At 70.8% G+C, this 22,868-nt stretch carries 21 protein-coding genes; 9 read left to right on the plus strand and 12 right to left on the minus strand.

Features of this window, described 5'->3' with window-relative positions:
* Positions 1-46: 46 nt before the first annotated feature.
* The 3 genes from JAP66_RS20295 to JAP66_RS20305 form a co-directional block, all read right to left on the minus strand.
* On the minus strand, positions 47-2,905 hold the full coding sequence (locus JAP66_RS20295; RefSeq protein WP_199433376.1) for a vitamin B12-dependent ribonucleotide reductase: 2,859 nt from the start codon (positions 2,903-2,905) through the stop codon (positions 47-49).
* 34 nt (positions 2,906-2,939) lie between these two features.
* Entirely contained in the window at positions 2,940-3,434 is a 495-nt protein-coding gene (gene nrdR, locus JAP66_RS20300) for a transcriptional regulator NrdR (RefSeq protein ID WP_199433377.1), read from the minus strand.
* Positions 3,435-3,722: 288 nt separating this feature from the next.
* On the minus strand, positions 3,723-4,214 hold the full coding sequence (locus JAP66_RS20305) for a LysM peptidoglycan-binding domain-containing protein (RefSeq protein ID WP_199433378.1): 492 nt from the start codon (positions 4,212-4,214) through the stop codon (positions 3,723-3,725).
* A 368-nt stretch (positions 4,215-4,582) separates the two neighbouring features.
* On the opposite strand from JAP66_RS20305, the gene lexA reads away from it, so the two are divergent.
* The gene (gene lexA / locus JAP66_RS20310; protein WP_199433414.1) at positions 4,583-5,266 is read left to right on the plus strand and encodes a transcriptional repressor LexA; all 684 of its coding nucleotides are present in this window, start codon (positions 4,583-4,585) and stop codon (positions 5,264-5,266) included.
* Positions 5,267-5,332: 66 nt separating this feature from the next.
* Here the strand turns inward: lexA and JAP66_RS20315 are convergent, their stop codons facing one another.
* Positions 5,333-6,331 (minus strand): esterase-like activity of phytase family protein, encoded by a 999-nt coding sequence (locus JAP66_RS20315; protein ID WP_235999167.1) that lies wholly within the window; start codon positions 6,329-6,331, stop codon positions 5,333-5,335.
* Between the two features lie 66 nt (positions 6,332-6,397).
* Positions 6,398-7,255: a helix-turn-helix transcriptional regulator gene (locus JAP66_RS20320; RefSeq protein ID WP_307849638.1), complete on the minus strand. Its 858-nt coding sequence runs from the start codon at positions 7,253-7,255 to the stop codon at positions 6,398-6,400.
* A 136-nt stretch (positions 7,256-7,391) separates the two neighbouring features.
* Here JAP66_RS20320 and JAP66_RS20325 point away from each other — a divergent pair, with 136 nt between their 5' ends.
* Positions 7,392-8,093: an SDR family oxidoreductase gene (locus JAP66_RS20325; RefSeq protein WP_199433380.1), complete on the plus strand. Its 702-nt coding sequence runs from the start codon at positions 7,392-7,394 to the stop codon at positions 8,091-8,093.
* Between the two features lie 15 nt (positions 8,094-8,108).
* Here the strand turns inward: JAP66_RS20325 and hflX are convergent, their stop codons facing one another.
* On the minus strand, positions 8,109-9,545 hold the full coding sequence (hflX, locus tag JAP66_RS20330; RefSeq protein ID WP_199433381.1) for a GTPase HflX: 1,437 nt from the start codon (positions 9,543-9,545) through the stop codon (positions 8,109-8,111).
* 43 nt (positions 9,546-9,588) lie between these two features.
* Positions 9,589-10,092, minus strand: coding sequence for an ArsR/SmtB family transcription factor (locus JAP66_RS20335; RefSeq protein WP_199433382.1), 504 nt, complete (start codon positions 10,090-10,092; stop codon positions 9,589-9,591).
* A gap of 59 nt (positions 10,093-10,151) precedes the next feature.
* Here JAP66_RS20335 and JAP66_RS20340 point away from each other — a divergent pair, with 59 nt between their 5' ends.
* Genes JAP66_RS20340 through JAP66_RS20350 form a run of 3 tightly spaced genes read left to right on the plus strand, consistent with a single transcriptional unit; the run spans position 10,152 to position 12,640 of the window.
* Complete coding sequence (locus JAP66_RS20340) at positions 10,152-11,408, plus strand: MFS transporter (protein ID WP_199433383.1); 1,257 nt, start codon at positions 10,152-10,154, stop codon at positions 11,406-11,408.
* 18 nt (positions 11,409-11,426) lie between these two features.
* On the plus strand, positions 11,427-11,786 hold the full coding sequence (locus JAP66_RS20345; protein WP_199433384.1) for a DoxX family protein: 360 nt from the start codon (positions 11,427-11,429) through the stop codon (positions 11,784-11,786).
* 14 nt (positions 11,787-11,800) lie between these two features.
* Positions 11,801-12,640 carry a class I SAM-dependent methyltransferase gene (locus tag JAP66_RS20350; RefSeq protein ID WP_307849639.1) on the plus strand — a complete coding sequence of 280 codons (840 nt, stop codon included), beginning with the start codon at positions 11,801-11,803 and terminating at the stop codon, positions 12,638-12,640.
* Here JAP66_RS20350 and dapF read toward each other — a convergent pair.
* Genes dapF through JAP66_RS20365 form a run of 3 tightly spaced genes read right to left on the minus strand, consistent with a single transcriptional unit; the run spans position 12,633 to position 15,074 of the window.
* Positions 12,633-13,457 carry a diaminopimelate epimerase gene (dapF, locus tag JAP66_RS20355; protein WP_199433385.1) on the minus strand — a complete coding sequence of 275 codons (825 nt, stop codon included), beginning with the start codon at positions 13,455-13,457 and terminating at the stop codon, positions 12,633-12,635. The genes JAP66_RS20350 and dapF overlap by 8 nt on opposite strands.
* A 10-nt stretch (positions 13,458-13,467) precedes the next feature.
* A complete protein-coding gene (gene miaA, locus JAP66_RS20360; protein ID WP_199433386.1) occupies positions 13,468-14,370 on the minus strand; it encodes a tRNA (adenosine(37)-N6)-dimethylallyltransferase MiaA in 903 nt (300 codons plus the stop codon).
* Positions 14,367-15,074 (minus strand): class III extradiol ring-cleavage dioxygenase family protein, encoded by a 708-nt coding sequence (locus JAP66_RS20365; protein WP_199433387.1) that lies wholly within the window; start codon positions 15,072-15,074, stop codon positions 14,367-14,369. The genes miaA and JAP66_RS20365 overlap by 4 nt, the downstream gene beginning before the upstream one ends.
* A gap of 170 nt (positions 15,075-15,244) precedes the next feature.
* Here JAP66_RS20365 and JAP66_RS20370 point away from each other — a divergent pair, with 170 nt between their 5' ends.
* On the plus strand, positions 15,245-16,576 hold the full coding sequence (locus JAP66_RS20370; protein WP_199433388.1) for a DUF349 domain-containing protein: 1,332 nt from the start codon (positions 15,245-15,247) through the stop codon (positions 16,574-16,576).
* Between the two features lie 181 nt (positions 16,577-16,757).
* On the opposite strand, the gene JAP66_RS20375 is transcribed toward JAP66_RS20370, so the two are convergent.
* Together JAP66_RS20375 and JAP66_RS20380 are read right to left on the minus strand one after the other, a co-directional pair.
* On the minus strand, positions 16,758-18,299 hold the full coding sequence (locus JAP66_RS20375; protein ID WP_199433389.1) for an aldehyde dehydrogenase family protein: 1,542 nt from the start codon (positions 18,297-18,299) through the stop codon (positions 16,758-16,760).
* The gene (locus JAP66_RS20380; protein WP_199433390.1) at positions 18,296-19,300 is read right to left on the minus strand and encodes a 2-dehydropantoate 2-reductase; all 1,005 of its coding nucleotides are present in this window, start codon (positions 19,298-19,300) and stop codon (positions 18,296-18,298) included. The genes JAP66_RS20375 and JAP66_RS20380 overlap by 4 nt, the downstream gene beginning before the upstream one ends.
* Positions 19,301-19,484: 184 nt before the next feature.
* Between JAP66_RS20380 and JAP66_RS20385 the strand changes: the two genes are divergently transcribed.
* The 3 genes from JAP66_RS20385 (at position 19,485) to frc (ending at position 22,866) form a co-directional block, all read left to right on the plus strand.
* The gene (locus JAP66_RS20385; protein WP_199433391.1) at positions 19,485-19,730 is read left to right on the plus strand and encodes a DUF6457 domain-containing protein; all 246 of its coding nucleotides are present in this window, start codon (positions 19,485-19,487) and stop codon (positions 19,728-19,730) included.
* Positions 19,731-19,884: 154 nt separating this feature from the next.
* On the plus strand, positions 19,885-21,624 hold the full coding sequence (locus JAP66_RS20390; protein ID WP_199433417.1) for a thiamine pyrophosphate-binding protein: 1,740 nt from the start codon (positions 19,885-19,887) through the stop codon (positions 21,622-21,624).
* 12 nt (positions 21,625-21,636) lie between these two features.
* On the plus strand, positions 21,637-22,866 hold the full coding sequence (gene frc, locus JAP66_RS20395) for a formyl-CoA transferase (RefSeq protein ID WP_199433392.1): 1,230 nt from the start codon (positions 21,637-21,639) through the stop codon (positions 22,864-22,866).
* Positions 22,867-22,868 lie beyond the last annotated feature (2 nt).

The following is a 22,868-nucleotide window of genomic DNA, read 5'->3' on the forward strand; positions in this document are numbered from 1 at the left end:
CGTCCAACGCACCCAATGCCACATTGGGGGCACGTCGATCGGGGACTCAGCTGCAGCCGGAGGTCGCGCCGCAGCCCTCACAGGCGTAGCAGGAGCCCGCCGGGCGCATCTTCGTCCCGCAGGTCATGCACAGCGGGGCGTCCGCCGCCTTGCCGAGCTGCAGCTCCACCAGCTCCGTGGTGGTGTGCGCCTCCCGGCCCGTGCCGGAGCCTGCCGGCTGTTCCTCCACGGTGGCCCGCGTGCCGCTGTAGTCGACGCTGCTGCGCAGCGCCTCCAGATCCACGTTGTCCTGCTCACCACCCGACGTGCCGTAGTCGGACTCGACCTGCGCCGAGCGCTCGTCGGCCGTGAAGATGCCCAGCTGCGCACGCTTCTCGTAGGGCAGGTAGTCGAGCGCGAGCCTGCGGAACAGGTAGTCGAGCACGCTGGTCGCCATCCGCACGTCCGGGTCGTCGGTCATCCCGGCCGGCTCGAACCGCAGGTTGGCGAACTTCGAGACGTAGAACTCCAGCGGGATGCCGTACTGCAGGCCCACCGATATCGACATCGAGAACGCGTCCATCACGCCCGCGAGCGTGGACCCCTGCTTGCCGAGCTTGACGAACATCTCGCCGAGGCCGTCGTCCGGGTAGGAGCCCGCCGTGAGGTATCCCTCGGCGCCGCCGACCGTGAAGGACACGGTCTGGCTCGGCCGCTTCTTCGGCAGGCGCTTGCGCACCGGGCGGTACTCGACGATCCGCTCGGGCTCCTCGGCGGCCGCGTCCTTCCTTCCCGTGGAGAGCGGCTGGCCCACCTTGCAGTTGTCGCGGTAGATGGCGAGCGCCTTGAGGCCGAGCTTCCAGCCCTGGAAGTAGATCTCCTCGACGTCCTCGACGGTCGCCTGCTCCGGCATGTTGACGGTCTTCGAGATCGCGCCGGACAGGAAGGGCTGCACCGCGGCCATCATCCGCACGTGCCCCATCGGGGCGATGGAACGCTCGCCGACGGCGCAGTCGAACACCTCGTAGTGCTCCGGCCGAAGGCCCGGTGCGTCCATCACGTGACCGTGCTGGGCCACATAGTCGACGATCGCCTCGACCTGCTCCTCCTGGTAACCGAGCGAGTGCAGCGCCCGCGGCACGGTCTGGTTCACGATCTGCATCGAACCACCGCCGACGAGCTTCTTGAACTTCACCAGCGAGAAGTCCGGCTCGATCCCGGTGGTGTCGCAGTCCATCATGAAGCCGATCGTGCCGGTGGGCGCGAGCACGCTGGCCTGCGCGTTGCGCCAGCCGCTGGCGGTGCCGATCTCGATGCCGCGCTGCCACTCGCGCGTGGCGAGCGAGCGTACGTTGACGTCGTTGGTGTGGTGCGTGCGGATCTGGTCGTTCGCCGCGGCGTGCTTGCGCATCACCCGCTGGTGCGCCTCGGCGTTGCGGGCGTACCCCTCGTAGGGGCCGACCACGGCCGCGAGCTCGGCAGAACGCCGGTACGACACACCGGTCATCAGGGAGGTGATCGCGGCGGCCAGTGCGCGCCCGCCGTCGGAGTCGTACGCGTGGCCGGTGGCCATGAGCAGGGCGCCGAGATTGGCGTAGCCGATGCCGAGCTGGCGGAACTTCCGCGTGGTGTCGCCGATCGCCTCGGTCGGGAAGTCGGCGAAGCAGATGGAGATGTCCATCGCCGTGATCACCAGCTCGACGGCCCTGGCGAACAGCTGCGCGTCGAACGTGCCGTCCTCGCGAACGAACTTCAGCAGGTTGAGCGAGGCGAGGTTGCAGCTCGAGTTGTCCAGGTGCATGTACTCCGAGCACGGGTTGGAGGCGCTGATCCGGCCGGACTCGGGGCACGTGTGCCAGTCGTTGATCGTGCTGTCGTACTGCAGCCCCGGGTCGGCGCACTCCCAGGCGGCCTGCGCCATCTTGCGGAACAGCGACTTCGCGTCGGTCCGCTCGATGACCTCACCGGTCAGCCGGGCGCGCAGGCCGAACTCGCTCTCGGCCTCCACCGCCCGCATGAACTCGTCGGACACGCGCACCGAGTTGTTCGCGTTCTGGTACTGCACCGACGAGATGTCCGCGCCACTGAGGTCCATGTCGAAGCCCGCGTCACGCAGCACGCGGATCTTCTTCTCCTCCTTGGCCTTGGTCTCGATGAACTCCTCGATGTCGGGGTGGTCCACGTCGAGCACGACCATCTTCGCGGCCCGCCGGGTGGCGCCGCCCGATTTGATGGTGCCCGCCGACGCGTCGGCGCCGCGCATGAACGAGACCGGGCCGGACGCGGTGCCGCCCGAGGAGAGCAGTTCCTTGGAGGAGCGGATCCTGGAGAGGTTGAGCCCCGCGCCGGAACCGCCCTTGAAGATCAGTCCCTCCTCGCGGTACCAGTTGAGGATCGACTCCATCGCGTCGTCGACGGAGAGGATGAAGCAGGCCGAGACCTGCTGCTTCGACGCCGTACCGACGTTGAACCAGACCGGGGAGTTGAAGCTGAAGACCTGGTGCAGCAGCATCCAGGTCAGCTCGTGCTCGAAGATCTCGGCGTCGCCGGGGGCCGCGAAGTAGCCGTGGTCGACACCGGCCTTGACGTAGGTCTTCACCACGCGGTCGATGAGCTGCTTGAGGCTGTGCTCGCGCTCCGGGCTGCCGACGGCGCCGCGGAAGTACTTGCTCGCCACGATGTTGGTGGCGTTGACCGACCAGAACTCGGGGAACTCGACGCCGCGCTGCTCGAAGTTCACGGTGCCGTCGCGCCAGTTGGTCATCACGACATCGCGCGACTCCCACTGCACCTCGTCGTACGGGTGCACCCCCTCGGTGGTGAACACACGCCGCACGGTGAGGCCGGTACGCCCGTTCGCGCGGTCCTTGCGCGATTTGCCGGATGCACCGCCGGCCTCGGCGTCCACTCCCACGGTCTCTGTCATGACTCCCTCTCCCGCGTTCGCATGCACGGCGACCTCACGCGTCGCCCGTGTCCTTCTCGCTGTCGTCCCGCCCGGCCGAAGCCGCCATAGCCTCACGGAGGTCCGCAATCTCCTTCTCGAAGTCCTCGACGGAGGAGAACGAGCGATAAACGCTCGCGAACCGCAGGTAGGCCACCCCGTCCAGCTCCCGGAGCGGGCCGAGAATCGCCAGGCCGACCTCATGGCTCGGGATCTCCGCGACTCCGGCCGACCTGATCGACTCCTCCACGCGCTGAGCGAGCTGCTGCAGCGCGTCGTCGTCGACGGGCCTGCCCTGGCAGGCGCGGCGGACCCCCCGGACCACCTTGTCCCGGCTGAACTGCTCGGTGACCCCGGAACGTTTGACGACGGCGAGCACCATCGTCTCCGAGGTGGTGAACCGGCGGCCGCACTGGGAGCACGACCGGCGGCGACGGATCGCCTGCCCCTCGTCCACCTCGCGCGAGTCGACGACGCGGGAGTCGGCATGCCGGCAGAACGGGCACCGCACCGCCGATCACCTCCCCTCTCCATCGGCTCCGCCAGCAGCCTGCTCAGCTACCGGGATCCGCACGTTCAGGGCCACGCCACCCTGGTGATCAACGTGTGGACATCCGGTGAGTGAACGCCGCCGAACTGTGGACAACTACCTACGATTCTACCCCAACCTGTGGACCAACTACAGGCGTGTAACTACTAGATGTAGGGGTTGACCTTAGAAGGCGCGCGTACCAAGCGCAAGCGACACAACGGGGTGACCGCGGCCATATTCGGCGCGCGACGAGGGATGTTCAGGGTGTCACGGACGGGCGGACGTCACTCCTTGGTGTGGCACGAGCAGCGGTGTGCCGGCCTCGACGGCAGGGCCGGACAAGCCGTTCAGCTCCTCGATGCGCTCGACGACGGCACCCGGGTCGCTGTCCGGAGCGAACTCGACGGCGACATCCCACAGCGTCTCGCCGGGAGCCACCGGCACGAGAACGGTCCGTTCGGGCACGGTGGCCGCGCCGCCCGCGGCGAGCCCGTTCGCGAGCAGTCCCAGCCCCACCACTGCCGCGAAGACCGCGGCGGCGAGCGCGAGCAGCCACGGCCACCGACGCGCCACCGGGCGGGGCGCGCAGGACCGGACCGGCGCGTGCGGGTGCCCGGCGACCACCCGCACGCGGGTCGGCGGACGGCGCGGCTCGCCGCGTCGCGGCCGCCGTGCCGGCGCCGCGACGTGCGGGTATCCCGTACCGGCATGCCCGGCGGGACGGGCCTCGCCGGTCTCCCTGTGCACCAGAACCGACATCGGAACCTCCTCGCAGTTCGCTCTGCCACGCCCGACCGCCACCGCGAGCTCCGGCGAGTCGAACAGGCGTTCTATCGAACGCCCGTGCGAATGTGTACCACCAGGCACCGACAAAATCGAGTCCGGCCCGGCGTGTCGATCGAACAGACGTTTGAAATCGCCGGTGTGGCGAGCTACCGTCGACGCCGGGTAGACGAAGCGGTGACGGAGCGCACGGTCCGGCAGCACAGGCAGGGCAGGGCGGGCATGGCGCTGGCGGCACCGGAGCACGACCGGGTACGGCACCCGCCGGCCCTCGACCGGGAGGCAACGCAGTGGCACGCAACGGCAAGGACGGCGCCGGCGGTGGCGGTAACGCGATCGAGGCCATCGGCGGCGCGGGAGCTGCCGGCGACGAGGGCGGCAAGGTGCACACCCTCCCCGAGTTCGAGGACCAGGACGAGAACCTCACCCCGCGCCAGCGCCAGGTGCTCGAGGTGATCCGGTCGTGGGTCGACCGGTACGGATACCCGCCGAGCGTCCGGGAGATCGGCGAGGCGGTGGGCCTCACCTCCACCTCGTCGGTGTCGCACCAGCTACGTGCGCTCCAGCGCAAGGGATACCTGCGGCGGGACGCGAACCGGCCGCGCGCGGTGGGGGTGCTCCCGGCCGACGTGGTGCCCGCCGAGGAGCTGCCGAAGCCCGCGTTCGTGCCGCTGGTCGGGCGCATCGCCGCCGGTGGCCCGGTGCTGGCCGAGGAGGCCATCGAGGACGTCTTCCCCCTGCCGAGGGACATCGTCGGCGAGGGTGAGGTGTTCCTGCTCAGCGTCACCGGTGACTCGATGATCGATGCGGCGATCACCGACGGCGACTGGGTCGTGGTCCGGCAGCAGCCGGACGCCGAGAACGGTGACATCGTGGCCGCGATGATCGAGGGCGAGGCGACCGTCAAGACCTTCAAGCGCAAGGACGGGCATGTGTGGCTGATGCCGCACAACGAGGCCTACGACCCGATCCCCGGCGACGAGGCGACCATCCTCGGCAAGGTCGTCGCCGTGCTCCGCAGGCTCTGAGGCCCCGGCCACCTCGTGAGTGCCTGCACGAGTTCTCACTCGCGTGGGCACTCACGAGACTTGACGCTAGCGGCGCAGCTTGCCGAAGCCGAAGACCAGCAACGCGGCGGCGAACACCGCGACGGCGATTCCCGGCAGCACCGGCAGGCCCGGTGAGTCCTCCTCCCCAGCCGCGGCGGAATCGCCGGCCGAGCCGTCCGTGCCGCCTGCCGAGGGATCGTCGGGAACGAGCTCCGCGGCACCGGGCACGGCGCGAACGGGACTCCCGACCCCTTCGCCTGCCGAGAGCAGCGTGCCGTCGGCCTCGAAGGCGATAGCCTCGCCCTGACCCTCGTCCGGCAGCGGCACCCGCACCGGCTCCCGCCGGAACGCGGCGGGAATGTCGCCGTCCGGCACCGGGTAGAGGTAGGCGTCGGTGTAGGTGCGCACGGCGACAACGCTGCCGTCGTGGGCCGAGGCGGCACCGGTCACGAGCAGCGAACCGGTCGCACCCACCGGTCCGCCCGGAGTGTCGGTCGAGGTCAGTCGCAGCGAACCGACGTGTTCCAGTGCGGTGGGGCCCGGGCTGGCGAGCGGTCCGGCCGGGCGGTACACATCGGCCTTGCCCAGAACGTTCTTCGTGATGATGTAGGGCGTCCCGGACTCGTCGAGCAGCAGTGCCTCGGCATCGTGCGCGCCGTCGGGGTAGGTCAGCCGGTACAGCGTCGCGGCGCCGCCGGGCGGCAGCGCGTGCAGGGCCACCGTTTCCCGCTGCTTGCGGTTGTCCCCGGTGTCACCGAGCCACAGGGTGCCGTCGGCGGCACGGGCCAGATCCTCGACGTCGTAGGGATCCGCGGGGTCGGTGAGCACGTCCCGCACGGCGCAGTCGCGGTCCAGCACGAAGACCTCGAGCCGGGTGCCACCGTCGTTGACGGCGTACCAGCCGTCGTCGGCGGCGACCAGCCCGGAGAGCTCGCCGAGCCGGGGATCCTCCACCGAGCACACCGTCTCCGGGGCCGGCGGCGCCCCCAGTGCGGGCGCGGGTGCCGCCGCGAACAACGCGGCGAGCACGGACACAGCCAGCATTCTCCCGAGACGGCGCGAGCACACGGTCGCCACAGTAGCGGCCGGCGGCGTCCGGGAGACGTGCCGCTACCCCGGGATGCCGTCCTCGGTCATGGCCTGGGTGCCGATCACGTTGAGCAGCCTGAGCCGGTCGGCGGTGTCGCTGCCGGGGGCAGCGGTGTAGGCGACGATGCGCAGGTCGCTGCCGGAAGCTGTGAGCACGTCACAGTCGATGGCGAGTGTTCCGACCTCGGCGTGGTGCATGGTCTTGGTGTGCGTCTCGTGGACTCCGACGGTTCCGGTGTCCCACAGGTCCGCGAAGCGGGTGCTGACACTCCGCAGGTCCTTGATCAGTGAGCGCAGACCGGCGTCGGCGGCGTAGCGGGCGGTTGCCGCCCTGAGATCGGCGACCAAGGCCGCCTCGAACCGGGCCTCCTGCTCGGGAGTGTGGCTGACGTGGCTCGGCAGGCCGGCGAAATGCCGCCAGACGATGTTGCGCTCGCGTCCGCGCAGCGTGGAAGCGTCACCGTGCAAGGCGGCCCACAACGGGTTCCACAGGATCAGGTTCCAGGCCGCGTCGTACACGCTCAGCGGCGCGCCGTCCAGCTGGTCGATCAGCCTTCGGACCCCCGGCGGGATGTGCGCCGACACCTGCCCGGGGCCCGGCGCCGTCTGCCCGGCGAGCACATACAGGTGTTCGCGCTCGGCCGCCGACAGCCGCAGCGCGCGGGACAGCGCGGACAGCACCTGCGGCGACGGGGAGGTGGCCCGGCCCTGTTCCAGGCGGACGATGTAGTCCACCGACAGGCTGGCGAGCTGCGCCAGTTCCTCGCGGCGCAGCCCGGCGGCCCGCCGTACCCCGCCGGCGGGAAGTCCCGCCACGGTGGGGGCCGTGCGGTCGCGCCAGCCACGCAGCGCCCTGCCCAGTTCCCTCGATCCGCTCACGATCCCAGTATCCGGCCGTCGCGCCCGCGCAGCCTGGTACTGGCAGTCCACAGGTAACGGCGGGCACTGTCTGCCGGTCCGCGGTGCGGTGAGGGTGGAGGTGTCAGTACCCCACCGATCACCGGAGTGAACATCCATGACGACCACACTGGTCACCGGAGCGAACAAGGGCCTCGGCTTCGAGACGGCCCGCCGCCTGGTCGAGGCCGGGCACACCGTCTACGCCGGGGCCCGCGACGCCCACCGCGGCCGGGAGGCGGCAGCGCGGCTCGGCGCCCGCTTCGTTCAGCTCGACGTCACCGACGAGGATTCCGTCAAGGCTGCCGCCGAGTTCGTCCGCGCCGAGGCGGGCCGCCTGGACGTGCTGGTCAACAACGCCGGGATCGTGGGCGCGCAGAAGCTCGGCCGGGTCGGCGAGGTCACCGGGACCGACATGATGACCACCTTCGACACGAACGTCTTCGGCGTCGTGCGTGTCACGCACGCCTTCCTGCCGCTGCTGGAGGCAAGCGACGCCCCGGTCGTCGTCAACGTCAGCAGCGGTCTGGGCTCGCTCGCGGCGACCAACGACCCCGGCCGGGTGGAGTTCCAGGTGACGGTGCTGGACTACAACTCCTCCAAGACCGCACTGGTCATGGTCACCTCGCAGTACGCGAAGGCCTATCCCGCCATCCGGTTCAACGCCGTCGACCCCGGCTACACCTCCACCGACCTCAACGGCCACCGGGGCACCCAGACCGTCGAGGAGGGCGCCGGGGTCATCGTCCGCATGGCCACCATCGGCGCCGACGGCCCGACCGGCGGCTTCTTCGACAACGCAGGCCCGGCCGCCTGGTAGCGGGCGGGCCGGAACCTACACCGAGGTGCCGTTGGCGACGTAGCCACTCAGGGCCGCGGCCAGCTCCGGATGCACGCGGGCCTGCAGCCTGGTGCCCTCCGGCGTGTGCTTCTCGTCGAGCACCTCGCCGTCGGCATGCGCGCGGGCCACCAGCTCGCCGCGCGTGTAGGGCACGAGGGCGTCGACGACCACCTGCGGCCGCGGCAGGAGCTCCGCGATCCGCTCGGCCAGCGCGCCGATGCCCTCACCGGTCCGTGCGGAGACGGCCAGCGCCCCCGGCAGCACGTGCCGGAGCCGTGCGAGCGTCACCTCGTCGGCCGCGTCGGACTTGTTGATCACCAGTAGCTCCTGCGGCAGCGGTTCACCGCGCCGCTCGGTGATTCCGGCCAGCACCTCACGCACCGCGTTGACCTGGCCCTCCGGCGCGGCGTCCGCCCCGTCGACGACATGCACGAGCAGGTCCGCGCCGGCGGCCTCATCCAGCGTGGAGCGGAACGCGTCGACCAGCTGGTGCGGCAGGTGCCGTACGAAGCCGACCGTGTCGGTCAGCGTGTACGTCCGGCCGTCCGGCGTTGCCGAGCGGCGGGTCGTCGGGTCCAGAGTGGCGAACAGCGCGTCCTCGACCAGCACACCGGCGCCCGTGATGGCGTTCAGCAGGCTCGACTTGCCCGCGTTGGTGTAACCGACGATGGCGACGCTCGGAACCTCCCGCGCGAGCCTTCGGCCGCGCTTGGTGTCCCGGATGGTGTCCATCGCGGCGATCTCGCGGCGCAGCTTGGCGACCCGCTTGCTGATCCGCCGACGGTCGGTCTCCAGCTTCGTCTCACCAGGGCCACGGAGGCCGACGCCGCCGCCCGCACCACCGGCACGGCCACCGGCCTGCCTGGACAGCGACTCGCCCCAGCCCCGCAGCCGCGGGATCAGGTACTGCAGCTGGGCCAGCTCGACCTGCGCCTTGCCCTCGCGCGAGCGGGCGTGCTGCGCGAAGATGTCGAGGATCAGCGCGGTCCGGTCGATCACCTTGACCTTGAGCTTCGCCTCGAGCTGGCGCAGCTGGCCAGGTGAGAGCTCACCGTCGCAGATCACCGTGTCGGCGCCGGTCGCCCGGACGATATCGCCCAGCTCGCGCACCTTGCCCGACCCGATGTAGGTGGCCGGGTCCGGCCGCGACCTGCGCTGCACGAGCCCCTCGAGCACCTCCGAGCCCGCGGTCTCGGCGAGCCTGGCCAGCTCGGCCAGTGACGCCTCCGACTGCGCGGCGGTGCCTTCCGTCCAGACACCGGCGAGCACCACGCGCTCGAGCCGGAGCTGCCGGTATTCGACCTCGGTGACGTCGTCGAGCTCGGTGGAAAGGCCCGCGACCCGGCGCAGCGACGCGCGGTCCTCGAGCTCCAGCTCACCGGGCGAGAGCTCGATCTCGTCGAGCGAATCGTTGTGTGTCAGTTCTGTCATCGTTTCTCCATCGTCCCACGGTTCGCGGGATTCGCCGAACGCATTACCGGCTCGGGTACATCGCGATGTACACGGCCGTGCGCTCGGCATCGGGGTGTACCGGCTTGGCTGCGAACTCCTCGAGCAGCTTCTGCAGCCGCTCCCGGAAGGCCGCACGATCCTCGGGCGGTACCTGCGCGACCAGGCGCCATTGGTCCAGCTCGGCCGGGTCGATCTCGGCGACCTCGGCGAGGTACGCCTCGAGCGCCGCCTCGCCGATCGCGGGCCCGTACGCCGAGTCGTCGAGCTTCCAGGAAAGGCCGGTGGACAGGTACGGGATCTCCTTCGCGCCGCGGTTGCCCCGGCGCGCGGGCTGCGCTCGCAGGAAACCGGTCTCCACGAGCTTGCGCACGTGGTGCAGCGTGGTCGCGGGATCGCGGCCGAGCCGCTCGGCCAGCTCCTTGTTGGTCAGTGCCTCGGAATAGGTCAACCGGATGATGCGCATCCGTATTCCGGAGGCGAGGGCGCTCGCCTCCGCCTCGGTCGCCTTCCGTCGCTGTCGTGCCACCGAGCCAGCCTAGGGCAAAAGTGATTGACAGTTTCAAATCACTCGGCCAGGCTACCTCCGTGCGCGGCGGCTCCCTCTGGTTCCATCCCGATTTCCGGCGGCTCTGGGCCGGGGACACGGCCAGCCAGTTCGGCACGTTCGTCGGTCAGACGGTGCTGCCCGTGCTCGCCGCCACCGTGCTTGCCGCGTCACCGCTCGAAATGGGTGTGCTGAGGGCGGCGGAGCACGCGGCATTCCTCGTGCTCGGACTGCCCGCCGGAGTCTGGGTGGACCGGATGCGCCGCAGGCCCCTGATGCTGCGTGCGGACCTGGTCCGCGGGGCCGTGCTGCTGAGCGTGCCACTGGCGTGGTGGGCCGGCGCGCTCACGCTGTCCCACCTGATCGTCGTGGCGCTGCTGGTCGGCGTGTGCACGCTGTTCTTCGACATCGCCTACCAGTCGTACCTGCCGTCGCTGGTCGGGCGGGCCAGGCTCGTCGAGGGCAACGCGAAACTCCAGGTCAGCCAGTCGGTGGCCAACGTGACCGGGCCGGGCATCGCCGGAACGCTCGCGCAGGTGCTCGGCGCCGCGAACGCGGTGACGGCTGTCGGGCTCGGCTACTTCGTGTCGGCGTCGTGCCTGCTGCGTATCCGCGCGCGCGAACCGGAACCGGAGAGGAAGGACGGGACGAGGCTGCGCGCCGAGATGGCCGAGGGCCTGCGGTTCGTGTACGGCAAACCCGACCTGCGCGCCATCACGGCCTGCACTGCCTGGGGGAACTTCGCAGGTGGCGCCTTCCTCGCCGTCGAGGTGCTGTTCCTGATGAGGAACCTCGGACTTTCGCCCGCGGGCGTCGGTGCGGTCCTTGCCGCCGCGGGTGGCGGCGGCGTGCTCGGGGCGGTCACCGCCGGCTGGTGGATGCGCCTCGCCGGGCAGGCACGAGCCGTGTGGCTGGTGCCCCTGGTGACCTTCCCGGCCCAGTTCCTCGTGCCGCTCTCCGCCCCCGGCTGGCGCGTCGGGCTCGCGGTGGCCGCGCTGGCGCTCGTCGGCTACGGCGGTGTCGTCTACAACGTCGCCCAGGTCAGCTACCGGCAGGCGATCTGCCCGGACCGGCTGCTCGGGCGGATGAACGCGAGCGTCCGGACCCTCGTCTGGGGCGTGCTGCCGCTGGGCAGCCTGCTCGGCGGTGTGCTGGGCGAGTCGATCGGGGTCCATGCGACGGTGTGGGTGACGGCCGCCGCCATGGCCGGATCCCCGCTGTGGGTGCTGTGCTCACCGCTGCGCCGCATGCGGGACGTCCCTGTCACAGCCGCGGACGCGGCCTCGTCCCCTCCTTGACACGAGGAGAGGAGTTTCATGAACGTCGCACTGTGGATCTGCCAGGGCATCCTCGCCACCTTCTGCGCGATCTCGGGCAGCACGAAGTCCACCATGTCGAAGGAGCGGATGCTCGCCACCGGGCAGACCGGTGTCCGGGAATTCCCGTTGCCGGTGATCCGGATCGTCGCTGCGGCCGAACTGCTCGCCGTGCCCGGCCTCGTCCTGCCGTGGTGGACGGGGATCGCGCCGGTGCTGACCCCGCTCGCGGCGTCCGGATTCGGTATCGTCATGATCGGCGCCGCCGTCGCGCACAGCAGGCTCCGCGAGCCCGTCGCGGTCTCGGTCAACATCGCACTGCTGGCGTTGTGTCTGTTCGTGGCCATCGGGAGGTTCTGATCGACGACTTCGGCGTGGACCCGGCCAACACCGACGCGGCGAGGGCCTGGGACGGCGAGTACGGCGAGTTCTGGGCGGGGCAGGCGGCGCGCTTCGACGACTTCATCGCCGGGTACCGGGCGCGCTTCCTGGCGGCCACCCGGATCACCGGCGGCGAGCGGGTACTCGACATCGGCTGCGGCAACGGTCAGACCACGCGGGACGCCGCCCGGCTCGCCGGGTCCGGCTCCGTGCTCGGTGTCGACCTGTCGTCGAGCATGCTCGAAACGGCGCGCAGGCTCGCGGCCGAGCGGGACATCGGCAACGCCTCGTTCGTTCGGGCGGACGCCCAGGTTCACTCCTTCGAACGACGAAGCTTCGATGTCGCGATCAGCCGGACCGGGGTCATGTTCTTCGGTGACCCCGTGGCGGCGTTCGCCAATATCGCCACGGCTCTGCGTGACGGCGGGCGGCTCGTGCTGCTGGTCTGGCAGGAGGAGCGGCACAACCCGTGGGTCACCGAGATCGTGCGGGCACTCGCGGGTGAAGGGCCGGTGCCGCGTCCGCCCGCGGACGCCCCCTGCGCCTTCGCCCTCGCCGATCCCCGCCGCACGCGCACGATCCTCACCGCGGCGGGGTTCAATGCGATCGCCTTCGACGATGTGCGGGAGCACGTGTACCTCGGCCCGGACGCGGCACGGGCCTACCGCTTCGTGCTCGGTCTTGGGCACGTGCGCTCGGTGCTGGCGCGGCTGGACGAGCGCGACCACCCCCGCGCACTCGGCGCCCTGCGCGAGTCCATCGCCGCGCACACCACGGCCGACGGCGTCCGGTACCCGTCGGCCGCCTGGCTCGTCCGGGCCAGGCTCAGCTGAGCGCGCTCCACCAGGACTCGTCGAGCTCACCGCGCGCGACGAACACGGCAGGCCCGGTGAGCGAGGACGTCTCCCGCTCCACCGTCACGGTCAACCGCCCACCCGGAACGTCTACTGTGGACGATCCGGTGTCGGTACCGCCCAGGTGCAGGACGGCGGCCACCGCGGCGACCGTCCCGGTGCCGCAGGCGCGCGTCTCCCCCACGCCGCGCTCGTGCACGCGCATCCGCAGCGCCCGCTCGCCCAGTACGTTGACGAACTCGAGGTTCACCCCGTCCGGGAAGAAGTCGGTGTCGAAGCGAGGCTGCTCGCGCAGGTCGAGCGTCGCGACGTCGTCGTCGATCGTGGACACCAGATGGGGGTTGCCGACGTCCACCGCGACGCCCGAGAGCTCCTGGCCGCCGACGATCGTCACCGAGGTGCCGGTGATCCGCGCCGGACCCATCTGGACGGTGACCGAGCGGTCGGGATGCACCCGCACCGGCCGGTCCCCGGACCGGCTGCCCACCACGAACTCAGGGCCCGGCTCCAGCCCGGCCTCCACCAGGAAGCGGGCGAACACACGCACCCCGTTGCCGCACATCTCGGCGACCGAACCGTCGGCGTTGCGGTAGTCCATGAACCATTCCCCCGCCGAGGGAAGGCCGAGGGCGGCCGAGCGCACGACGCGGAGCACGCCGTCGGCGCCGAGTCCGCGTTGCCGGTCGCACAGTGCGGCGACCCGCTCGGGCGTCAGGTCGAGCATGCCCGACGCGTCGGGCAGCAGCACGAAGTCGTTCTGCGTGCCATGCCCTTTGAGGAACTCGATACCACCCATGGGCACCAGATTACGGGTCGAGCGCCGCCAGCACCTGCTCGGTCAGTCCTTCGGCGGCACCGTCGAACCACCGGATCCGGCCGTCCCGCCGGAACCAGGATCTTTGCCTGCGCACGAAGCGCCGGGTGGCCGTCGCTGTCGCCGCGGCGGCGGCCGCGAAGTCCGCGCCGGAGTCAATCGCCTCGAGCACCTGCTGGTAGCCGAGGGCCCGCGACGCCGTCCTCCCCTGCCGCAGTCCTCTCGCCTCCAGCGCCCGCACCTCGTCGACGAGTCCCTCGGCGAACATGTGCTCGACCCGCCGCTCGACCCGGTCGTCGAGCGCGGCGACGGCCCGGTCGACGCCGATCAGCGCCGTGTCGTAGCGCGGCGGGCCCGGCCGGGGCAGGTTCGCGGAGAACGGCCTGCCGGTGATCTCGACGACCTCCAGCGCCCGCACGATGCGCCGCACGTTCGAAGGCAGGATCGCCTCGGCGGCCGGCGGATCCAGCTCCGTGAGCCGGGCGTGCAGCTCCGCGGCGCCGAGCTCGGCCGCCTCGTCCTCCAGCCGGGCGCGCACCGCGGGGTCCGTGCCGGGAAAGCGCAGGTCGTCGAGAACGGCCTGGATGTAGAGGCCCGAGCCGCCGACGAGCACCGGCACGCGGCCCGCCGCCAGCAGCCGTTCGACACACGCGCGGGCGTCGCGCTGGTAGGCGGCCACGGACGCGGTCTCGGTCACGTCCAGCACGTCGAGCAGGTGGTGCGGCACCCCCCTCCGCTCCTGCGGCGTGGCCTTCGCCGTGCCGATGTCCATCCCGCGGTAGAGCTGCATGGCATCGGCGTTGAGCACCTCGCCACCGAGGGCCAGCGCGACCTCGACGCCGAGCGCCGTCTTGCCGGTGGCGGTGGGGCCGACGACGGCGACCGGCCGGATCACGACCGCTCCCAGACCGCGACGTGGTAGGCGACCCCGAACGGCGCAGCCGAGTAACGCAGCTCGCCGTGCCAGCCAGGGGCCGCGCGGGCGAGACCGGCCAGCACCTGCCACGGCGCGCGGCCCACCGCGCCCAGCTCGGCGGCCAGCTCCGGCTCGATGGCCAACAGTGCATCGGCGTCCGCGCCGGCCAGGGCGGCGGCGACCTTCGCATCGAAGTCACCGGCCCGCTCGTCGGCGCTGCCAGGGGCCGAGGGGCCGTGCCGGTACGACCCGTCGCCGAGCACCAGGAGGCCGAGATCGCCGTCGGCCCGCGCCAGCCGCGTGCCGGTCTCCGCGCAGTCGGCCGGGCTCGCCCCGGCTGGCAGCAGCTCGGCCCGGACCGAGCCGGCACCGGCCTGTGCCCGCAGCCAGCCCGCGACGAGGACCGGCAGCGGCAGGTCGGCGGTGGGGCCGGCGGCAGGGCCCGCGCTCAGGCTGACCGGAACGTCCACCCCGTATCCCCGGAAGGAGCCGCACACCCCGGGCCCGATCGTCTCCCACCGAGGGCCTGCGCCCACGGCGATCCAGTTGGGCGCGGCCTCCGCCAGCCGGACCGCCGCCGCGACGCACGCCTCGCGTACGGCAGCGGTCGATTCGACCGAACCCGGTACCAGCTCGGGTACCAGCAGGGGAGGATGGGGCACCACGACGGCTCGCGTGATCACGCGTTCCGAGGTTACCCGGCGGGGGATTCGCCCCACCGAACGAGGCACGGAGTACCGAGAAACGCGCTGACCTGTTTGAATGCGCCCAGGAAACCGAACACGCAAGACCCGGCCCCGCCCGCCCGCGGGGCGCCCGCCCCCGCGGGCCGACTGGTGAGAAGGAGCCGGCAATGGCCGAGCAGAACACCCCGAACGGCACCGACGTCCCGGCCCCGCACAAGGTGCCCCACGCCGCGGCCGGTACCGCCGGCGCGGCGCACGCCGCACCCCCGGTACCGGCCGCCGAACCGCACCCGTCGCGCTGGGGCCGGATCGACAGCGAGGGCACTGTGTACGTGCGCACCGAGGACGGCGAGCGTGTGGTCGGGGTCTGGCAGGCCGGTTCGCCCGACGAGGGCCTTGTGCACTTCGCCCGGCGCTTCGACGACCTGCGTACCGAGGTCGAGCTGCTGGAGACCCGGCTGACCTCGGGCGCGGGCGATCCCAAGCAGGCCCTCGCCAGCGCCGTCCACCTGCGCGACGGGCTCGCCGACGCGGCCGTCGTCGGGGATCTGCGGGCACTGCGGGCACGGGTCGAGCATGTCATCGGGCACGCGGAGCGCGCGCTGGAGCAGGTCAAGGAGCAGCGCGAGCAGGCGCGTGCGCAGGCGATCGAGCGCAAGCGGGAGCTGGCGGAGGAGGCCGAGACGATCGCCGCGGAGTCCACCCAGTGGAAGGCCGCGGGTGACCGGCTGCGGGCGATCCTGGACGAGTGGAAGACGATCAAGGGCGTCGACCGCAAGACCGACGACGAGCTGTGGAAGCGGTTCTCGAAGGCGCGGGAGGGCTTCAACCGCCGCCGCGGCTCGCACTTCGCCGAGCTGGACAAGCAGCGCGCGGTGGCCAAGCGCCGCAAGGAGGAGCTGATCGAGGAGGCGGAGGCGATCTCCGACTCCACCGACTGGGGCCCCACCGCGGGCCGGTACAAGGAACTGATGGCGGAGTGGAAAGCCGCCGGCCGGGCGCCCAAGGACACCGACGACGCACTGTGGCAGCGGTTCCGGGCCGCGCAGGACGCGTTCTTCGCCCGGCGCTCGGCGGCGTTCTCCGAACGGGACGCGGAGTTCGCCGAGAACGCCGCCCGCAAGGAGGAGCTGCTCACCGAGGCGGAGAAGATCGACCCCGCGGCCAACCTCGACGCGGCGAAGTCACAGCTGCGCAAGATCCAGGAGCGCTGGGACGAGATCGGCAAGGTGCCGCGTGAGCGCATCCGGGAGCTCGACGGCAGGCTCAAGACCGTGCAGGACCGGGTGCGCTCGGCGGAGGACTCGAAGTGGCGGCGCACCGATCCCGAGGCGCAGGCGCGGGCCGAGCAGTTCCGCGAGCGGGTCGAGCAGTTCGAGTCGCAGGCGGCCAAGGCGCGCGCCGCCGGGGACGAGCGCAGGGCGAAGAAGGCCGACGAGCAGGCCGCGCAGTGGCGGGAGTGGCTGGACGCCGCCGAGAAGGCCATCGCCGACCGCTAGCTCGTGAGTGCGGAGACGAGTTAGAACTCGTCTCCGCACTCACGAGGGCGGGACAGTCAGGTCGGTGGATAGAGCGAGTACGAGGGAAAATTGCCGTACAGCCGCTCGCCGGGCGGGCCGACCGTGACGGAGTGCACGAGCAGCTCGCCGCCGACGAATGCACCGCGCCANGGCGGGACAGTCAGGTCGGTGGATAGAGCGAGTACGAGGGAAAATTGCCGTACAGCCGCTCGCCGGGCGGGCCGACCGTGACGGAGTGCACGAGCAGCTCGCCGCCGACGAATGCACCGCGCCACGACGCGCCCCTGCCGCCGAACACCTCGTCGCGGTCGCCGCGCGAACGCGGCCGGTTGATGCCCACCTTGAACGCCTGCAGGTCGGCGGCCAGCCGCTGCGCGGTCGACTCGTCGTCGCACGCGATGGAGGCCACCAGCGCGCCGTTGCTGGCGTTCATGGCTGACAGCAGCTCCGCCTCGGTGTCGACGAGCACGATCGTGTCCACCGGGCCGAACGGCTCCGCGTGGTGCAGCGGAGACGACGCGGGCGGTTCGAGGATCGCCACCGGCGCGAAGTACGCCGATCTCTGCTGCCCCGGCAGGAAGCGGCCGGGATCGAGCTCGCCGCGATGGATCGGCACCCCGCCCCTGCTGATCGCGTCGTCGACCGTGTCGCGCAGGTCCTTGGCCTTCGCATCGCTGATGAGCGGGCCGAAGTCGAGCTCCGGCAACGGGTCCGACGGCGCGGTGACGGCAAGCGGGTGGCCGACCGACACCTCACCGACGGCGGGCAGGTAGGCGGCGAGGAACTCGTCGAACAGTGCCCGCTGCACGACGTAGCGGGGATAGGCGGTACAGCGCTGCTTGCCGTACTCGAACGACCTGCGGACGTGTTCCGCCAGCGTCGGCCAGTCGCTGTACTCCCAGACGCCCCAGCAGTTGAGCCCCTCCTGCTCGAGCACGTGGCGGGTGCTCGACTCGACCAGGTCCGCCGCGACCGCACCGCCGGTGTTGCGGCCGCCGACGAAGGAGAGGCAGCCGATGATGTCCGAGCGGACGAGCGGAGCGGACAGCTCGGAGCCGCTGCCGCTGACGAGCGTGAGCGGGACCCCGTGGCGGGCGGCCAGCGCCGTGGCCAGGGTCAGGCAGCCGACCCCGCCGTCGGTCGGCGCCTTGGCGATCGCCGCGTTCCCGGCCAGCGCCTGCACCAGCATGGCGTGCATCAGCACGCTCATCGGGTAGTTCCAGCTGGCGATGTTGCTGACCGGCCCGGGCAGCGGCGTGCGCCCGGCGAGCATCCCGTCGATGTGCTCGCAGTACCAGCGCACGCCGTCGACGCAGCGGTCGACGTCGGCCGTGGCCGACCGCCACGTCTTGCCGATCTCCCAGACGAGCAGCAGGGCGAGCAGCTCCCGGTGCTCGGCCAGGTCGTCGGCGGCGGCGCCGACGCGTGCCCTGCGTTCGGCCAGCGAGGCGAACGACCACGTGCGGTGCTCGTTGAGGCTCGCCCTCACCGCCTTCGCCGCCGCGACGGCGTCCAGCATCGGCGGGCCGGCGATCTCGGTGCCGTCGATCGGCGACACGGCGGGCTCCGGAGCGCCCTCCCGCCGCCAGCGGCCGCCCCAGAAGTTGAGCAGCCGGTCGTCGTGGAAGGCCTCCGGCGCCGCGGCCCGCGCCCGGCCGTAGACGCTCGCCCACTCGGTACCGGGCTTGAGCGCAAGGGTCATCGAGCACCTCCCGGCACGGCGACCGGGGGCGGCGCACCGACGCCCACGTTGAGCAGGTCGGTCAGGGCGTTGACCACGCGAAGCGTCGGCACGGCGACTTCGGCGAGCTCGGCCAGCTCCACCACGGCGGCGAGCAGCGCGTCCAGCTCGAGCGGCTTGCCCCTCTCCAGATCCTGCAGGGTGGACGTCTTGTGCTCGCCGGTACGTTCGGCGCCGGCGAGCCTGCGCTCGATCGAGACGTCCGGATGGACACCGAGCGCGGCCGCGACATCGAGGGTCTCCCGCATCATCTCGACGACGAGCGCGCGCGTGTCGCTGTGCCGGCAGATGGCGGCCATCGTGGCCCGCGCCAGCGCGCTGATCGGGTTGAACGCGATGTTGCCCATCAGCTTGACCCAGATGTCGTTGCGAAGGTCCGCCTCCACCGGGCATTTCAGGCCACCGGCGATCATGGCGTCGGCGAACTCGGTGCAGCGCCGGGAAAGGCTGCCGTCCGGCTCCCCGATCGACAGGCGGGTGCCCTCCAGGTGCCGGATGACGCCGGGCGCGGCGATCTCGGTGGCCGCGTAGACCACGCAGCCGATGGCCCGCTCCGGCGGCAGCACCGCACTCACGGCGCCGCCGGGGTCGACGCTCTCGATGCGCCTGCCCTCGTACGGACCGGTGAGGCCGTGGAAGTACCACCAGGGAATGCCGTTCTGCGCCGCGATCAGCGAGGTGTCATCCTTCATCATCGGCGCGACGAGCGGTCCCGCGCTCGCGTACTGGTTGGCCTTGAGGCCGAGGAAGATGTGATCGACCGGCCCGACCTCGGCCGGGTCGTCCGTGGCGTGCGGCCGCGCCTCGAAGTCGCCGCGCGGACTCTCCACCCGCACACCCGACTCGCGGATCGCCTGCAGGTGGGCACCGCGGGCGATGAGAGACACCTCGACTCCCGCGCGATGGAGGCTGGCGCCGACATATGCGCCGATGGCGCCGGCACCGAGAACAGCAACTTTCACGTTGACTCCATTCCTGGCGGTCTGTGGCGGTCTTGTGTTCTGAGCGCTTCAAGCCAGCTCGATGAGAATGGGGCGCTCACGCCCGGGAGACGGATCGCGTCTGCGGGGATTTACTTGCGAGCGTTGTGTATGCAGTATACGGTATGGCGGGCTCGGGTCAACGGGTTCGGACCGGGAGGCGAGAATGGACGACCTTCGGGAATGGACTTCCATTCTGTGTTCCGATCTGGGCCTCGACCCGGATCACGTCGACCACGGGCTGATCCTCGCCATGGCCCGCGACGCGGGGCGGGTCGTGGCGAAGCCCGCGGCACCCATCACCGTCTACCTCGTCGGAATGGCCGTCGCGAACGGGCTTTCACCCGCCGAGGCCGCGCAACGACTCGGCGAACTGACCCAGCGCTGGCCCCGCATCGACTGGGGGGACTAGCGATCCCGGCGAAACCGCACGGGCCCGTTCCGACCTCTGGACAACGCGTTGATCGAGGTCCACGATAACTCCATATGGTATGCAGTATGCGGTAGCCACAGTGTTGACAAGTGTTGACCGCGGGTCACCACGTTCTAAGGAGATGACGACGCACATGGGGCAGACGGCCAAGACAGAGCCGGAGAGCGCCGGTCAGCCGAATGAGCTGGCGGCGACCGACGGCGAACCTCAGTTGATCTCCGGCGGGCACCTGGTAGCCAAAGCGCTCAAGGCAGAGGGCGTCGACGTGATCTTCACACTGTGCGGCGGCCACATCATCGACATCTACGACGGCTGCGTCGACGAGGGCATCGACGTGATCGACGTACGGCACGAGCAGGTGGCGGCGCACGCCGCCGACGGCTACGCCCGGATCACCGGCAAGCCGGGCTGCGCCGTGGTCACCGCGGGTCCCGGCACGACGGACGCGGTGACCGGTGTCGCGAACGCGCTGCGCGCCGAGAGCCCGATGCTGCTGATCGGCGGCCAGGGGTCGCTGAGCCAGCACAAGATGGGCTCACTCCAGGACCTGCCGCACGTCGACATGATGACGCCGATCACCAAGTTCGCCGCGAGCGTGCCCGCGACCGAGCGGGCGGCGGACATCGTGTCGATGGCCTTCCGCGAGTGCTACCACGGCGCGCCGGGACCCTCGTTCCTGGAGATCCCCCGTGACGTGCTCGACGCCAAGGTCCCGGTGGAGAAGGCGCGGATCCCGAAGGCGGGAGCCTATCGCGCTTCGACCCGCAGCGCGGGCGACCCTGCGGCCATCGAGCGGCTGGCCGACCTCGTGGTGCAGGCCGAGAAGCCGTGCGTGCTGCTGGGCAGCCAGGTGTGGACGTGCCGCGCGACCGACGCCGCCATCGAGTTCGTCCGCACGCTCAACGTGCCGGCGTTCATGAACGGCTCGGGCCGCGGAACACTGGCGCCCAAGGACCCGCATCACCTGCAGCTCGCCCGCCGCTACGCGTTCCAGAACGCCGATCTCATCATCATCGTCGGCACACCGTTCGACTTCCGGATGGGCTACGGCAAGCGGCTCTCCACCGACGCCACGGTGGTCCAGATCGACCTGGACTACCGCACGGTGGGCAAGAACCGCGACGTCGACCTCGGCATCGTCGGCGACGCCGGGCTCGTCCTCTCCTCGGTCACCCAGGCCACGTCGGGCCGGGTCGACAACGGCGCCGTGGGCCGCAAGCCGTGGCTGGAGGAGCTGCGGGCCGTGGAGACGCAGGCCTACGAGAAGCGCCTGCCCCGCCAGTACTCCGACTCCACGCCGATCGACCCGTACCGCCTGGTGCACGAGATCAACGAGTTCCTCACCGAGGACTCGATCTACATCGGCGACGGCGGCGACATCGTGACCTTCTCCGGCCAGGTGGTGCAGCCGAAGTCGCCGGGGCACTGGATGGACCCCGGTCCACTCGGGACACTCGGCGTCGGCATCCCGTTCGTCATGGCGGCGAAGTACGCGCGGCCGGACAAGGAGATCGTCTGCCTGCTCGGGGACGGCGCGCTCAGCCTCACCGGCTGGGACTTCGAGACGCTGGTCCGCTTCGATCTGCCGTTCGTCGGCATCGTCGGCAACAACTCGTCGATGAACCAGATCCGGTACGGCCAGATCCAGAAGTACGGCGCCGACCGCGGCCGGGTGGGCAACACCCTCGGCGACGTCCCCTACGGCGAGTTCGCCCGGATGCTCGGCGGGTACGGCGAGGACGTCCGCGACCCTGCCGACATCCGGCCCGCACTGGAGCGCGCGCGGGAGTCCGGCAAGCCCTCACTCATCAACGTCTGGGTCGACCCGGAGGTCTACGCGCCGGGAACGATGAATCAGACCATGTACAAGTAAGGACGGTGCTCGATGGGAAAGGCACTCGAGGGTGTTCGCGTTCTCGACATGACCCACGTCCAGTCCGGGCCGTCCGCGACGCAGATCCTCGCATGGCTGGGCGCGGACGTGGTCAAGATCGAGGCGCCGACCGGTGACATCACCCGTAAGCAGCTGCGCGATCTGCCCGATGTGGACAGCCTCTACTTCACGATGCTGAACTGCAACAAGCGCAGCGTCACGCTCAACATGAAGAGCGAAGAGGGCAAGCGGATATTCACCGAGATGCTGCCGAAGTTCGACATCCTGGCCGAGAATTTCGGGCCCGGCGCCGTCGACCGCATGGGCTTCACCTGGGAGCGGCTGCAGGAGATCAACCCGCGGCTGATCTACGCGTCGATCAAGGGCTTCGGTGAAGGGCCGTACACGCACTTCAAGGCCTACGAGGTCGTCGCGCAGGCGATGGGCGGCTCGATGAGCACCACCGGCTTCGAGGACGGCCCGCCACTGGCCACGGGTGCGCAGATCGGCGACTCCGGCACCGGCATGCACGCGGTCGCCGGGATCCTCGCGGCGCTCTACCAGCGCGAGCACACCGGCCGTGGCCAGCGGGTCACGGTCGCGATGCAGCACGCGGTGCTGAACCTCTGCCGGGTCAAGCTGCGCGACCAGCAGCGGCTGGAGCACGGCCCGCTGGCCGAGTACCCCAACGAGGAGTTCGGCGACGAGGTGCCGCGCTCCGGCAACGCCTCCGGCGGAGGCCAGCCGGGCTGGGCGGTGAAGTGCGCGCCGGGCGGGCCGAACGACTACATCTACGTGATCGTCCAACCGGTCGGCTGGGAGCCCATCACCAAGCTGATCGGCAGGCCCGAGCTGGCCGACGATCCGGAGTGGAACACCCCCGAGGCACGCCTCGACAAGCTGGACAAGATGTTCCAGCTCATCGAGGAGTGGAGCATCGGCCACGGCAAGTGGGAGGTGCTCGCGCGGCTCAACGAGCACAACATCCCTTGCGGCCCTGTTCTGTCCACAAAGGAAATTATCGAGGACACCTCGCTGGCGGACAACGGCATGGTGGTGAACGTCGACCATCCGAAGCGGGGCGAGTTCAAGACGGTGGGCTGCCCGATAAAGCTGTCGGACTCGACCGTCGACGTGGAGCGCTCCCCGCTGCTCGGCGAGCACAACGAAGACCTCTACATGCGGGAGCTCGGCCTGGACGAGGCGCAGTACACGGAGTTCAAAGCGAATGGAGTGATCTGAGG

This window comes from Qaidamihabitans albus (assembly GCF_016464705.1).
Taxonomy (GTDB): domain Bacteria; phylum Actinomycetota; class Actinomycetes; order Mycobacteriales; family Pseudonocardiaceae; genus Qaidamihabitans; species Qaidamihabitans albus.

Bases quoted from the DNA above. Each gene is read 5' to 3' on its own strand.
- JAP66_RS20295 (WP_199433376.1), bottom strand. From the start codon at position 2,905: ATGACAGAGACCGTGGGAGTGGACGCCGAGGCCGGCGGTGCATCCGGC.
- JAP66_RS20305 (WP_199433378.1), bottom strand. From the start codon at position 4,214: ATGTCGGTTCTGGTGCACAGGGAGACCGGCGAGGCCCGTCCCGCCGGG.
- JAP66_RS20315 (WP_235999167.1), bottom strand. From the start codon at position 6,331: ATGCTGGCTGTGTCCGTGCTCGCCGCGTTGTTCGCGGCGGCACCCGCG.
- JAP66_RS20325 (WP_199433380.1), top strand. From the start codon at position 7,392: ATGACGACCACACTGGTCACCGGAGCGAACAAGGGCCTCGGCTTCGAG.
- hflX (WP_199433381.1), bottom strand. From the start codon at position 9,545: ATGACAGAACTGACACACAACGATTCGCTCGACGAGATCGAGCTCTCG.
- JAP66_RS20345 (WP_199433384.1), top strand. From the start codon at position 11,427: ATGAACGTCGCACTGTGGATCTGCCAGGGCATCCTCGCCACCTTCTGC.
- dapF (WP_199433385.1), bottom strand. From the start codon at position 13,457: ATGGGTGGTATCGAGTTCCTCAAAGGGCATGGCACGCAGAACGACTTC.
- JAP66_RS20370 (WP_199433388.1), top strand. From the start codon at position 15,245: ATGGCCGAGCAGAACACCCCGAACGGCACCGACGTCCCGGCCCCGCAC.
- JAP66_RS20375 (WP_199433389.1), bottom strand. From the start codon at position 18,299: ATGACCCTTGCGCTCAAGCCCGGTACCGAGTGGGCGAGCGTCTACGGC.
- JAP66_RS20385 (WP_199433391.1), top strand. From the start codon at position 19,485: ATGGACGACCTTCGGGAATGGACTTCCATTCTGTGTTCCGATCTGGGC.
- JAP66_RS20390 (WP_199433417.1), top strand. From the start codon at position 19,885: ATGGGGCAGACGGCCAAGACAGAGCCGGAGAGCGCCGGTCAGCCGAAT.
- frc (WP_199433392.1), top strand. From the start codon at position 21,637: ATGGGAAAGGCACTCGAGGGTGTTCGCGTTCTCGACATGACCCACGTC.